16 protein-coding genes are annotated in these 12839 nt (G+C 57.5%); 8 read left to right on the top strand and 8 right to left on the bottom strand.

Features of this window, described 5'->3' with window-relative positions:
- Positions 1-38: 38 nt before the first annotated feature.
- The 5 genes from ACR0JX_RS09400 to ACR0JX_RS09380 are packed head-to-tail and all read right to left on the bottom strand — an operon-like array spanning position 39 to position 4669.
- A complete protein-coding gene (locus tag ACR0JX_RS09400; RefSeq protein ID WP_480543416.1) occupies positions 39-2174 on the bottom strand; it encodes a hypothetical protein in 2136 nt (711 codons plus the stop codon).
- Positions 2171-3040 (bottom strand): flagellar motor stator protein MotA, encoded by an 870-nt coding sequence (gene motA, locus ACR0JX_RS09395; RefSeq protein ID WP_480543414.1) that lies wholly within the window; start codon positions 3038-3040, stop codon positions 2171-2173. The genes ACR0JX_RS09400 and motA overlap by 4 nt, the downstream gene beginning before the upstream one ends.
- 46 nt (positions 3041-3086) lie before the next feature.
- Positions 3087-3671, bottom strand: coding sequence for a MotE family protein (locus ACR0JX_RS09390; RefSeq protein ID WP_480543413.1), 585 nt, complete (start codon positions 3669-3671; stop codon positions 3087-3089).
- Positions 3671-4162, bottom strand: a complete 492-nt coding sequence (locus ACR0JX_RS09385) for a hypothetical protein (protein ID WP_480543412.1) — start codon at positions 4160-4162, stop codon at positions 3671-3673. The genes ACR0JX_RS09390 and ACR0JX_RS09385 overlap by 1 nt, the downstream gene beginning before the upstream one ends.
- A gap of 9 nt (positions 4163-4171) precedes the next feature.
- On the bottom strand, positions 4172-4669 hold the full coding sequence (locus ACR0JX_RS09380; RefSeq protein WP_480543411.1) for a flagellar basal body-associated FliL family protein: 498 nt from the start codon (positions 4667-4669) through the stop codon (positions 4172-4174).
- Between the two features lie 119 nt (positions 4670-4788).
- Here ACR0JX_RS09380 and fliF point away from each other — a divergent pair, with 119 nt between their 5' ends.
- From fliF to fliP, 4 genes are read left to right on the top strand one after another with little or no spacing between them, the layout of a single operon-like run.
- Positions 4789-6375, top strand: a complete 1587-nt coding sequence (fliF, locus tag ACR0JX_RS09375; protein WP_480543410.1) for a flagellar basal-body MS-ring/collar protein FliF — start codon at positions 4789-4791, stop codon at positions 6373-6375.
- Positions 6375-6971 carry a FliH/SctL family protein gene (locus ACR0JX_RS09370; protein WP_480543408.1) on the top strand — a complete coding sequence of 199 codons (597 nt, stop codon included), beginning with the start codon at positions 6375-6377 and terminating at the stop codon, positions 6969-6971. Before fliF ends, ACR0JX_RS09370 begins: the two co-directional genes overlap by 1 nt.
- Positions 6964-7251: a FliM/FliN family flagellar motor switch protein gene (locus ACR0JX_RS09365; protein ID WP_480543407.1), complete on the top strand. Its 288-nt coding sequence runs from the start codon at positions 6964-6966 to the stop codon at positions 7249-7251. The genes ACR0JX_RS09370 and ACR0JX_RS09365 overlap by 8 nt, the downstream gene beginning before the upstream one ends.
- Positions 7251-7982 (top strand): flagellar type III secretion system pore protein FliP, encoded by a 732-nt coding sequence (gene fliP / locus ACR0JX_RS09360; RefSeq protein WP_480543405.1) that lies wholly within the window; start codon positions 7251-7253, stop codon positions 7980-7982. The genes ACR0JX_RS09365 and fliP overlap by 1 nt, the downstream gene beginning before the upstream one ends.
- A gap of 92 nt (positions 7983-8074) precedes the next feature.
- Here the strand turns inward: fliP and ACR0JX_RS09355 are convergent, their stop codons facing one another.
- The gene (locus ACR0JX_RS09355; RefSeq protein WP_480543403.1) at positions 8075-8683 is read right to left on the bottom strand and encodes an MlaC/ttg2D family ABC transporter substrate-binding protein; all 609 of its coding nucleotides are present in this window, start codon (positions 8681-8683) and stop codon (positions 8075-8077) included.
- A complete protein-coding gene (locus ACR0JX_RS09350; RefSeq protein ID WP_480543752.1) occupies positions 8673-9488 on the bottom strand; it encodes an MlaA family lipoprotein in 816 nt (271 codons plus the stop codon). The genes ACR0JX_RS09355 and ACR0JX_RS09350 overlap by 11 nt, the downstream gene beginning before the upstream one ends.
- Before the next feature lie 290 nt (positions 9489-9778).
- Here ACR0JX_RS09350 and ACR0JX_RS09345 point away from each other — a divergent pair, with 290 nt between their 5' ends.
- Genes ACR0JX_RS09345 through ACR0JX_RS09330 form a run of 4 tightly spaced genes read left to right on the top strand, consistent with a single transcriptional unit; the run spans position 9779 to position 12521 of the window.
- On the top strand, positions 9779-10234 hold the full coding sequence (locus ACR0JX_RS09345; protein ID WP_480543401.1) for a RidA family protein: 456 nt from the start codon (positions 9779-9781) through the stop codon (positions 10232-10234).
- Entirely contained in the window at positions 10231-10998 is a 768-nt protein-coding gene (locus ACR0JX_RS09340; RefSeq protein ID WP_480543399.1) for a glycerophosphodiester phosphodiesterase family protein, read from the top strand. The genes ACR0JX_RS09345 and ACR0JX_RS09340 overlap by 4 nt, the downstream gene beginning before the upstream one ends.
- Before the next feature lie 45 nt (positions 10999-11043).
- On the top strand, positions 11044-12231 hold the full coding sequence (locus ACR0JX_RS09335) for a GNAT family N-acetyltransferase (RefSeq protein WP_480543397.1): 1188 nt from the start codon (positions 11044-11046) through the stop codon (positions 12229-12231).
- Entirely contained in the window at positions 12228-12521 is a 294-nt protein-coding gene (locus ACR0JX_RS09330; protein WP_170533855.1) for a 4a-hydroxytetrahydrobiopterin dehydratase, read from the top strand. The genes ACR0JX_RS09335 and ACR0JX_RS09330 overlap by 4 nt, the downstream gene beginning before the upstream one ends.
- Here ACR0JX_RS09330 and ACR0JX_RS09325 read toward each other — a convergent pair.
- The gene (locus tag ACR0JX_RS09325) at positions 12518-12829 is read right to left on the bottom strand and encodes a hypothetical protein (RefSeq protein WP_170533852.1); all 312 of its coding nucleotides are present in this window, start codon (positions 12827-12829) and stop codon (positions 12518-12520) included. The two genes, ACR0JX_RS09330 and ACR0JX_RS09325, sit on opposite strands and share 4 nt — an antisense overlap.
- Between the last annotated feature and the right edge of the window lie 10 nt (positions 12830-12839).

Below are 12839 nucleotides of genomic sequence, written 5' to 3'. Positions count from 1 at the left end.
CATAGAATTAAGACCGCAATTGGCGTCGCTGGGTTGGTCTATTCTGTTTCAACGATCTCAAGCAAAGCAGCGATTCTTGCGCGTGCCTGAGCACTTTCATCCAGCAGGTTCACAGCATCTGCCAAGGGTTTGTCCTCGATGCGTTCAGGTGCGTCCGCCAGTGCTTGCGTTGTCGCATTTAACTCAGCGAACTTTCCGTTCGAATCCACATCGGCTCGGTCTGGCAAATTTGCCAACCAGTAATATCTGTTTGCGGCCTGCACATCGCCGACCTCCTGCAACAAAGCTGCGGCGTTGGCAAAATCGCGGCTGGCGATCATCGCCTCGATCCGCAAAGCATTGGCGGCCTCTGATGGATCATCGGCCAACTCCAGCACCGCCTGATAGGGGCGACCAACCTGCAACGCTGCCTGCGCCCTTAGCAGCGCCCGTTCCGCGCGCCTCGCGCGGTCTTGGCCGCGGTTGGCCAGTGCCGCCGCCTGCGTGCCGAACCCCAACTTTGTCAATCGCGCGGACAGGGCGATGGCTGTGTCGGTCGACACCGCATCCTTCTGTGGCTGTGACAGAGTCAGGCTCTGCCGCAAAAATGTTAAGTCATCGGCGCGTTCTGCAAGCAATTGCAGATGTCGGTCAAGCACGGCAGGATCTTCTGCGCTATCCGGCAATGTCTCGATCAGCTCAAAGGCCTGTTCGAATTCCTGCACAAGACCTAGTGCAACCACATGTGTTCGGGCCATCATTGGCCCCATTTCGGTTTTACGATATTCGTTCGCATAGGCGGCGGCGAGATCCAGTTCCTGCAGAGAAACAGCCCCTCGATCGTTCCATCGTTTTTCAACCAACCGCGCCAAGGCCAGCGGCGCCTCGGTCGAGGCTTCGGGTGCCCTAATCACTTCGGACAAGAGGCTTTCTTCTGATGGGCCATCCCCTTCGGCATAAGCCACCTCGGCCTTGGCGTTGAAGAGTGAAGGAGTTGTCTCCGGTTCAACACGCTCTACCGACCGCAAGACCCGCCGCGCGGCTTCAAGTTGTCCTGCTTCAACCAGAATAGAGGATAGCCGGGGCCCCAGGTTGCGGCGCAGATGGTCGGGCAAGCGGACAAAGCTTTGTTCGATTGCCTCAACGCGTGCATCGGTTGTCAGTTCCCGCTCTGCAAGTGCAGCCCAAAGCGCGGCATCGCTGTCGCATCGCTGCAGGCCGTGAAATGGGCTGCGATGTGGAAACGGTTGATCGTCAACGATGTTTGCAATTGCTGCAACCTGTTGAGCCTCATCACTTTGCAAGCCCGAAAGACCGAGCACTTGAAGGGATTCCGCGCCAAACCCGTAATAGGCATAAAGCTTGGACAAAGCCAAAGCGCGATCTGCGTCCAGCCTGTCGAACTCCTGAAACAGCCCTACGCGCAGCTGTGCGACCTGATCCTGGAAAGGTCGGTCATTTGCCCAGGTTTCAAATCCAAGCTCAACGCTTGTGAAACAGGCAGGTTTGGCTTCGATCTGCGGGAATTCGGAACCCAGCAGCGCGTTGAGTTCATCCAATGCAGTTGAAAGCTCCACATTCGAGTTCAAACCAACCGTCAAAGGCAGTGCCTGCAGCTCGGGCCGTCGCCTTGGCCCGATGGTAGCAAGATTCAGATCCAGCACATCCCGATCCGCCCCTTGCAACAGACGGGTCGATAGCTGGTCTTTGAAACTTTGCGCGCCAAGGGGCAGCGAAGGCAACTCTATGACTTCTGGCGGGTTAGGGCGGGACGAAAGGTCCGGCTCCGGCGCCGATCGGGGTGGCGGGATATTGGCCAGCAAAGGCGGCAGTATCGCGCCGGGCGCAATATCCAGAACGATCATTGAGTCGCGATAGAGAAATGCAGAAGCAACGCAGTCGCAGCCAAAATCCAGTTCAAGCCCATCGCCCGGCTGTTTCTGCGACAAAGAGGCGAGGCGGTTTGTTGTCAGCCGGCTGAACACCCCTCCGGTCTTGTAGGTCACATCGTCGAGATCGACCATCAACCGCGCGCCACGTTTGCGGTGTTTCACAACCCAATCCGTGTTTGGCGGAACAGTGAACACAAGGCGTGTGTATCCATCATGCTCGCCAGAGCGAACAGTCACCTCTTGTGAAGATGCCCAGGTCGCCCAGGCGATCAGTGCGAATACCAGCGTGACAAGCCGGGTCATGCAGCCGCCTGCTTCAACTCTTTCAGGGCATCTTCCAACTCGGTGAAATCAGGGCGATTATGTGTAGGCGTGTTCTGCCGTCCGACCTCGATACACATGGCTGCGTTGTGGTTGTGAAGATTGGCGACAAGCACCTCTTTTATCAGTTGGTAGAAATGGTTGTCCTCTTCGACCACGTTTTTCAACTTGCCTGCAAACGGCCCCACCAGACCATAGGCGAGGAAGACGCCCAAAAAGGTTCCAACCAGCGCGCCGCCGATCAGCTTACCCAGCACTTCCGGTGGTTGATCAATCGAGCCCATGGTCTTGATGACCCCCAGAACCGCAGCAACGATGCCCAAGGCCGGAAGGCCATCTGCAACGGTTTGCAACGCGTGGCTCGAATGCATGGCGTGGTGAAAATTCGCCTCCATCCGTTTTTCCAACACTTCTTCAACCTGATGAGGGTCGTCATAGTTCATGGCGGCAGAGCGCATCGTGTCGCAGATCAGGTCCACCGCCTCTCTGTCGGATTGAATCTTGGGGTAGGCAGAAAACAGGCTTGAGCTTTCGGGGTCTTCGATATGTTGCTCCACCTCAACCGGGTTCGCGCGCGCAATGCGGATGAGCGTGAATAAAAGGCAGAGCAGATCGCGGTAATCCTCAGGTTTCCATTTCGGCCCTTTGAAGACTTTGCCCATGTCTTTGATCGTGTGTTTGATGCCACCGGCATCGTTGCTGATCAGAAAGGCCCCGACAGCGGCACCGCCGATCATCATCATCTCGTAGGGTAGTGACTTCAGGATGATCGTCATCTTGCCACCGGCTGCAAGATAGCCACCGAAAACCATCACAAAAATGACGACAATTCCAACAATTCCAATCATTTGCGATCTCCAGACATTTTCCGGGCAGATGTGCTGTCCATGGGGTCTATTCCTGTGGTGCGGTCGCGTTGCGACCCGCCATCACGACGCTGATGGTATAGGCTGCATCCGGGCTGAGACCGGCCAGTATGCTCGCCGCAGCCTCGGGCGGCATGCGCGACAGAAAGCCGGACGCAAAGGTTGGGTCCATTGTCTCAAACAACGCGGCTGCGTCTTTCGGTTTCATGTTCTGATAGACATCTGTCAGCTGGGTCAGGTCCGTTTCGGCGGCTTTGTCTGCCACAGCCAGGGTCGCACGCAGTGACTCTTCGGCCTCTTGCAAAGTGGCGAGGCGCATGTCGATGGCCTCATTGGCAATTTCCAGCGCCTTTTCCTTTTCCATAATCTTGTCTTCGCGCTGTTTTACGCGTTCTTCACGGCGCAATAGTTCGACCAGAAGAATTTCAACATCGCGCGTCTCAGTCGTTGCGGGTTTCTTTTCGGTCTGTTCGGCGTTGGTGGACTTTGCCAGCGCTGGCCCGGCTTCCAGCCCGACACGAATAATCGCTGATCCGATCATCAACAGCGAGATGACCGTCAACACCCCCGCGCGCGGGCGATTTTGCCCTTTATCCGTAGTGTTGGCGCGCATCAGGTAGCCTCGTTCATGTTTCGGCCATGTCTGAAGAACATTAGCCCCTCGGGCGCCTTGGCCGGGGCCTCGTCCGGTTTGTCTTCGGGCCGCTCGTCAGACGGTTCCACGACGGCTTCAGCGGTATCGTCCTCCACTTCAGACTGCGGCTTGGACCCAACCGATTGATCCGCAATGTCGGCCACCTCGGGCTTGGTCTCCTCTGTAGGGATCACATCGTGCATTGATGCCATCATCAATTCCAGGCGTTGCGCCACGCTTTCTGCACGCTCGGTCAACCCCTTCAGTGACTCGCCTGACTGATCCGAAGCCATGCGGGCATTGTCGAGGGATTTCTTCAACTCATCTGCCTGTGAAGACAGAACCGCAACAGCTCCGCCTACGCCCTTTTCAAGATCGGTAAACCGTCGGAGCCGGCGCGACAGAACAAAACAATACAGCCCTGCACCCAGCGCACCCGCGACCAGCAAAATATCCGCAATGAGCTCCAATTTCGCCTCCTAATTCAGCACAAATTCCATGACCAGAACATCGCGTACCCGACCTTCTCCGGTGACAATTTCGATGCGCCGCAGCAGATGCCCTCTGATCCGGGTCAAAGCCATCGGATCCTCCAGATCCGATACCTCGACCGCGCGTAGATAGCCGTTCAGCACATCCATGATTCGTGGTTGCATTTTTTCCACATCAGCGATGTACGGAGCGTTAACTTCGAGCTGTGCGTGAAATTTCAAATGACGCGCCTGGGTTTCGGTCAAAGAGATGACCACGGGCGGAAGATTTACGAATCCCACATCCGCAAGCGGTTCGACCTTGGTGTCGCCTTTGTCACCTTCGGCATATGTTTCCTCGGATTTTGCACCGAAAGGTAGAAGGCCTGATGTGGTCAAAAAATATCCTCCCGCCGCGCCAGCGACGGCCAGAATCAGCCCGATCATCAGGCCCTTTTTTCCATTTTTCTCAGGCGCTTCTGCCTCTTCTGCCGTTGCGTCTGTCATGACGTCCTCATCCATCCGTTGTGAATCCGTCATAACCCGCCAGGGACTAACCGATTGTTAAGGGCAATGGTCCAAACAGAGAACGCGCCGGGCAGAATGTCGGCGAGTCGGAGGTGAGCGTGCAGCAGATCGGAACTGTCTGGGCAAGTTTGGACAGGCGAAAACAAATCATCGTTGCTGGTGCAGTTGTACTGGTGTTTCTGGGAATATTGGGCATGTCGCGGTTGGCATCCGCGCCGTCGATGACCTTGCTTTATGCGGGGCTGGAAAGCGGGGCAGCGGGCGATATCGTCCGCTCGCTGGATCAGCGCGGCGTACCGTATGAGATTCGCGGCGGGTCCATCTATGTGCCGGGCGGGCAGCGGGATGAGCTGCGGATGACACTGGCCAGCGAAGGGCTGCCTGCAAATGGCAATCGTGGGTACGAATTGCTCGATTCGCTGAGCGGGTTTGGCACCACCTCTCAGATGTTTGATGCCGCCTATTGGCGCGCCAAAGAGGGTGAGCTTGCGCGCACGATTGTCGGCAGCCCCCATGTCAGCCAAGCGCGCGTACATATTGCCAACGGATCCGCAAACCCGTTTCAACGCAGCGTGGCCCCAACTGCATCGGTTTATCTGGTGTCGACCGGGGCTGAGATCACCGGTGATCAGGCCAAGGCCATCCGGTTTCTTGTTTCTTCAGCCGTCAGCGGGCTGGCCCCGGAAAACGTGGCGGTGATCGATTCGAAGGGCGCGGTGATCGGAGGGCAGGAGACTGCTGTGGCTGCGGAAACGGCCGATGACAAATCGCGTCAGCTTCGTGAGCGTGTTTTGCGCCTGGTTGAGGCGCGCGTCGGCGCGGGCAACGCGGTTGTCGAGGTCAGCGTGGATACCGTGACCAAAACCGAATCGATCCGCGAACGACGTTTTGATCCCAAAGGGCGCGTTGCCATCAGCACCGATGTTGAAGAGCGTTCGGACAGCGCCCGCAACCAATCTTCGGATGTAACGGTGGCCTCGAACCTGCCGGATGGTGATGGCGCTGGTGGGGACGAATCGAACTCGAACGCAACCCAGACACGTGAGCGGGTGAATTACGAGGTCTCAGAAACCGAGCTTGAAGTGCATACCGCGCCCGGCGCCGTCAAACGCCTGACGGTTGCTGTGCTGGTCAATGGCACACGCGTGGTCGATGCTGCAGGGGCTGAGAGCTTTGCGCCACTTCCGCAGGCCGAGTTGGACGCATTGCAGGAACTTGTTGCGTCGGCGGTGGGCTTCGACGCCGAGCGCGGGGATGTCATCACCCTGAAATCGCTGGATTTACCGGTGGTTGAACCGCAAGGCACCCTGGTATCCGCATCGATGTTTCAGAACGTTCATCTTGATGCGATGTCTCTGGTTCAAATGGCGGTTCTGGCGGCGGTCTCACTGGTTTTAGCCCTGTTTGTCATTCGCCCGATCCTGATGAAACCTGCGGTCGTGCCCGCCTTGCTGCCGGCGAGCGGGGATGTTGAGGCCGAGAATGCGCAGGTGCTGACGGGTGAGATTGCCCCTGATGGTATGTCAGAGTTCGCACCTTTGGCTGCGCAAGCCGACGCGCCCGCAATCGGCCTAGATCAATCGCAAGACCCTGTGGATCGTTTGCGCGCGATGATTGGCGACAAGCAGGAGGAAACGGTCGAGATCCTGCGCAGTTGGTTGGAAGAAGGTGAGGAGCGTGTCTGATGTCGATCGCCCATCTTCTTGAAGATTTCACCATACTTGCCGGAGGCGGTCAGGTTCATCTGCTGGACGAAGACGCCCTGGAAGAACAGCGCCTTGCGGCCTTCGAACAAGGCTACGGTGCGGGATGGGAGGACGCGACGCAGGCGCAGGAACAAAGCCGTGGGCAAATCTCGTCTGAATTGGGGAAATCACTTGAAGACATGTCGTTCACTTACACCGAAGCGGTCACCAGGATGTCCCTGTCTCTGGAACCGATGTTCGACAGCCTGACGCGGCTGGTTTTGCCCGAGATGATCGATCGTGGATTTGCTGCGCAAGTTGTTGAGCATTTGACCGAAATGGCCCGCGCGCAGGTTGGTCAGCCCATGCACATCATGGTTCCCGAGGGCCGCGCAGCCGAGGTTGAAGCGATGCTGCCCGCAACTCTCAGCTCGCCCCCAAAAGTCATCGAAGACCCCGCTTTGCAGCCGGGGCAGGCCCGCCTGCAGGTAGGTATCTCGCGCAGTGAGGTGGAATGCGGCGCCGTTCTGGCCTCGGTCGCGCGAGCCTTTGACGCATATCTATTTGAAGCCAGAGAGGCATTGGAAAATGAGTGACGCCCAGATTCAGAAACCCGAAAAAGCCAGCCCGTTCGACGCGGTCCCGATTGAGGTCACGGTCTCAGTGGGTCGTGCCCGTCCGTTGATCCGCGATTTGCTGAACATGGGCGAAAACGCTGTTTTGACCTTGGATAAACGGATCGAAGACCCGGTGGATTTGTATGTTGGCGATCAACTGGTTGCGCGCGGCCTGCTGGAAGAGATGGAAGGTGATCAGGCCGGACAACTGGCCGTACGCCTGACGGAAATCGCAGATTTGCAGAACGGGATCGGCTGATGCGCCTTCTGATCGGGCTGGTGCTTGTTGCAGCGGTGCTGACACCGTCGCTGGTCGTCGCGCAAGACCTGAGCCTGTCGCTGGGTGACGGAGAATCGATCTCGGCGCGCACCATCCAATTGATCCTTTTGATCACGGTGCTCAGCCTTGCGCCGGGACTGGCGATCATGATCACCTGTTTCCCCTTCCTGATCACGGTGTTGTCGATTTTGCGGCAGGGGATCGGATTGCAGCAATCACCACCGAATATGCTGATTGTCAGCCTGGCCCTGTTTCTCACCTACTTCATCATGGACCCGGTCTTTACCGAAGCTTGGAGCGCCGGAATACGCCCGATGATCGACGAAACGATGGAAGTGGAACCCGCTCTCGAACGCGCCTTGCAACCGTTTCGGGCCTTCATGGCTGCGCGTCTGGATGTAGATACATTTCAAGCCATGGCGGCGCTGAGACCAGGGGGTGAAGCGATGGAGTTATCGCCTGAGGCTCCGCTGTCTGTCCTGATGCCGTCGTTCATGTTGTCCGAGATTGCGCGGGCCTTTCAGATCGGCTTTCTGATTTTCCTACCGTTTCTGATCATTGATCTGGTTGTCGCGGCGGTGCTGATGTCGATGGGTATGATGATGGTGCCCCCGGCCATCGTCTCGTTGCCTTTCAAGCTGGCGTTCTTTGTAATTGCCGATGGTTGGGCTCTGATCGCCAGTGCGCTTGTGCGTAGTTACATGCCCTAGGCGGGCCTAGAAAATGAAGGGCCCGGTGTCAATCATAACAAAAGGGCCGCGTTGCCCGTGGCAATGCGGCCCCTTGCATACGAAACCGAAATTTAAGCGGTCCGGTTCAGATCTTTGATCAGCTGGTTGAGATTGCCACCACGCGCGTCCAGCATTGCCCCGATCTCGGTCCGTTCGGTCAACAGCAGGTTCACGCCTTCGATGAACATATTGTAGAACTTGTCGCGCCCGGATTTGTTCGACACCAGAAAGGTAACCTCGAACGGGGAGGAACCCTGCAACTTCACCCGTGTTCTGACCTCGTAACCGGCGCGGATTTTGCGGGCGTTTCGCACATCGACCTGGCCGCCGATGAACTCTCGGAATCGGCGACCGTATTTGCGCGAGATATAGCCCTGAAAGGCGTTGGTGAACTGTTTCAGCTGTGCTGGGCTAGCAGTGCGCGCATCGGCCCCAAGGGCATAGCGTGCCATGATCGGAACATCGGCATATTGCGCGAAAATTTTTTCGAAATCGCGCAGCATGGCGCTTTCAGATTTGCCGGACGCGATCACGCGGTTGATCTCGGCCACAACACTATTCACCAGCGCCTTGGCGCTTGCTTCGGTCTGGGCAAAGGCGGATCCAGGTAGCGCAGTCAGCGCCAATCCGGTCAGGCCGGTGAAAACAAAATGACGTCGGTTCAAAGATTTACTCGGCATAGGGGTCCTCGTAAGGGTCTAGATAGGGGTCCCTGACAGGGTCGGTTCCGATTTCAGCATAGGGATCGGAGTACAGATCCAGATAGGCATCCTCATCATCGCGCGCCAGTTCAAAGCGGCGATTTTGCAAATAGATCAGGCGGGCCTGTGCATAGCTGTCGGCGCTTTCATACAGGATCGAGTCAACCGTATCCGAGAACCGCCCCCGGTCGCCCATGCGGCGCACGATCTCGGCATAAACGCCAAGGTTGTCGGCGGGGCGTGTGGGGGTAAAGTTGATCGGGTTCGAGAACAGGTTGACCACAACGCCTACCGCATCGCGGGTTGTTGAGGGGCCGTAGAACGGCAGCTCGACATAGGCGCCCTCACCAAATCCCCAGACATGTAGCGTTTCGCCGAAATCCGTATCCACGGGCGGCAGGTTCAGCTCATCAGCGGGTGCGGACAGACCAAACCCGCCTACTGTCATGTTCACAACAAAACGCAACAGGGCGTTGCCCATCTGTTTTGGATTGCCTTGCAGCAGATAGTCGACGGCCTGACCCGGCAGCGAGATATTCTCGGCAAAGGTGCTGAAGCTGGTCACCATCGGATCAGGGACGATTTTGACATAGCCTTTCGAGGCCGGGCGGAACAGGAACCGGTCAACACCCAGATTGAACTTGTGGATGCCCCGGTTGGTCTTTTCGTAAGGATCGAACACCTCACCCCGGGCGGCCTGTTCCGGGGGCTGCGTGGCGCAGGCGGTCAGGATCGGCAACAGGGACAGCACAACAAGGTGTTTCAGGCGCAATCTGCTCAACACGGTCTTTGCCACTCCAAAGTAATCCGGCCCATGATTGCCAGATATTAAATCGATAATAGTGCCGCGTTGGCACAAGTCTTGGTCACATAAATGTTTCAGGTTCAAATTGAAACATCCAGCGTTTAACGCGTCTGCCTGCGCGCGGTAAAGTGACATCGCTTCAACACTGCGGAATAAGAGAAGTTATGCCCAGATAAGCGCCACGTTCAAAAATGCCAGTTTCCTGCTTTCCCTGTCGCGCCCAAGGGGGTAGCGTCCGCCGGAGTCAAATGAGGGATGAGGATCATCGCATGAGTATCACCGCAAAACTGGAAAGCCTGGGCGTCAGCCTGCCCGACGCCCCTGCACCTGCAGCGAACTATGTGCCTTTCGTGCGAGTAGGCAATATTGTGTATATTTCAGGCCAGATTTCCAAGGCGGATGATCTGATCACAGGCAAGCTGGGCGATAACATGGATGTCGAAGCGGGCGCCGCGGCAGCGAAGGTCTGCGCTATCAACCTTCTGGCACAGGTCAAAGCGGCCTGTGGTGGCGATATCGAAAAACTGGTGCGCGTGATCAAGCTAACCGGCTTTGTGAACTCGACCGCCGATTTCACCGCGCAGCCGCAGGTGATCAATGGCGCGTCCGATTTCCTGGTTGAGGCGCTGGGTGATGCAGGGCGTCATTCCCGCTCGGCCGTCAGCGCGGCATCGCTGCCGTTGGGCGTTGCGGTTGAAATCGAAGGTATTTTCGAGGTCCAATGACCCCAAAACTGCCAGCCGAATTTCTGCGGGCCCCGATCGCGCATCGGGCCCTGCACGACATCTCGGATCGCCGTCCGGAAAACAGCCGGGCGGCCATTCGTGCCGCGGTGGATGCCGGGTACGGGATTGAGATCGATCTGCAGCTGACGTCGGACAACCGCGCCATGGTCTTTCATGACTATGATATGGCGCGTCTGACCGGACAGGCGGGTCCGATCCGACGGATCACTTCCGAGCAAGCGTTGGAAATCCCCTTGCTGCATGGCGATGATGGTATCCCAGCGCTGGATGAGGTGCTTGCGATGGTCGCCGGCAAGGTGCCTTTGCTGATCGAGCTCAAGGATCAGGATGGCGCAATGGGCACCGATATTGGCCCGCTTGAGGCTGATACCGTGCGGGCCCTGCAAAGCTACAAAGGCCCGGTGGCGTTGATGTCCTTCAACCCCAACAGCGTGGCCGAACTGGCGCGTTTGGCCCCGCATTTGCCACGCGGGATCGTGACCAGCTCATATGATCCGCAGGATTGGCCTCTGTCTGATAGCATCTGCGATCATCTGCGCAGTATTCCGGATTTTGACCGCGTGGGGGCCAGCTTCATCAGCCATGAGGTTCACGACCTGAACCGCCCCCGTGTTGCCGAGCTAAAGGCACAGGGCGTTCCGATTCTGTGCTGGACCGTGCGTTCGCCTGAACAAGAGGCACAGGCCCGCGCCGTTGCCGACAATGTGACCTTCGAGGGGTATTTGGCCGCTCATCCGGGTTGAACCTGACCCGCACTGTCACAGATAAAGAACAGACGCGGAGGGTACATGGATCAGGCGCAGATAGAAGTTCAGGTACTGAACTCACTGTCGCAGATTTCTGCGGCAGAGTGGGATGGCTGCGCTTGCCCCGAGGCGGCAGATGGCGGGCGCCCTCTGGATCCGTTCACCACTCATCGGTTTCTGTTGGCGCTTGAAAACAGCGGGTCGGTCGGGTCGGGAACTGGCTGGCACCCGCAATACCTGACCAGCTATCTGGACGGAATGCTGATCGCTGCCGCGCCGATGTATGCCAAGTCGCACAGTCAGGGTGAATACATCTTCGACCATAGCTGGGCGCATGCCTATGAAAATGCGGGCGGGCGGTACTATCCCAAACTGCAAATTGCCGTTCCCTTCACGCCTGCAACCGGGCGGCGGTTTCTGGTGCGACCGGGCTATGAGGCGATTGGCATGTCCGCGCTGGTGCAGGGTGCGGTACAACTGGCGGCCGACAATCAGGTCTCCTCTCTGCACGCAACCTTCTGCACCGAGGATGAGGCGCTGGCGGGCGAACAGATGGGCCTGATGCTGCGCAGCTCGCAGCAATTTCACTGGTTGAACGACGAATATACGGATTTCGACGGGTTTCTCGCTGCTCTGTCGTCGCGCAAACGCAAGAATATCCGCAAAGAACGGGCGCAAGCGAACGGGTTTGGTGGTGAGATCATCACATTGACCGGGTCAGAGCTGCGGCCCGAGCATTGGGATGCGTTCTGGCGGTTTTATCAGGACACCGGCGCGCGGAAATGGGGCTCACCCTATCTGACGCGGCAGTTCTTTGACATCGCACAGGACACGATGGCGGATGACATGGCGCTGGTTCTTGCCATGCGCGATGGCACTCCGATTGCAGGGGCGCTGAATTTTATCGGGCGCGAAACGCTTTTTGGTCGCTATTGGGGCTGTGTCGAACACCATGCCTGCCTGCATTTCGAACTGTGTTACTACCGGGCCATTGATTTTGCGATTGCCCAGGGTTTGTTGCGGGTCGAGGCAGGGGCGCAGGGCGAGCACAAATTGGCGCGCGGCTATCTGCCGACGCGCACGCACAGCTTGCATTGGGTCGGTGATCCGGGTTTTGCTGATGCTGTCAAAAGATATCTGGACGCCGAAGGCCGCGCCGTAGGAGAAGAGATTGAGATTCTGACGGACTACGGACCGTTCAGAAAGTCGAACCCGGAGGAACAGCAATGACCGAGCTTTTGTCGACCGAGACCCGAGGCCCCCTTTTGGATCCGCTGTTTAGCAACGGTTGGACCATGGTTGAAGGCCGGGATGCAATCACCAAGACCTTTAGCTTCGACAATTTTGTTGCCGCCTTTGGTTGGATGACCCAGGTGGCGATCTGGGCTGAGAAATGGAACCATCACCCGGAATGGTCCAACGTCTACCGCACGGTCGAAGTTGTGCTTTCCACCCACGATGTGGGCGGTTTGTCATCTCTGGATGCCAAACTGGCGCGCAAGATGGACAGCCTAGTCTAGCCGCGATCCCCGCGCGATCCCATTCCACCAGCCAATGAGGCGGCAACGCCCATCTGTTCGAACTCGGCCGGTGTCACGGTTCCGTCACTGACATTGATGTTGCCCGGAATTCCGGTTGTGCGGTTGCCCACCTGACGCACGCTACGCGCAGCCGGATTAATATCCAGACACTTTGTATTGTAGCAGGTCAAACCACTGGTATTGATCTGAATGCGTGCTTGGCCATCCGGCCCCGTTATGATTGGGGCTTGGGGCACATCGCATGCGCAAAGGGCGGCAAGCGCCCCAAAGGCGATCCATTTGTTCATACCACGCTCC

Source organism: Ruegeria sp. AH7 (assembly GCF_056541325.1).
Note: the sequence above shows the minus strand (reverse complement) of the source record. Positions and strands in the feature narration are given on the sequence as shown.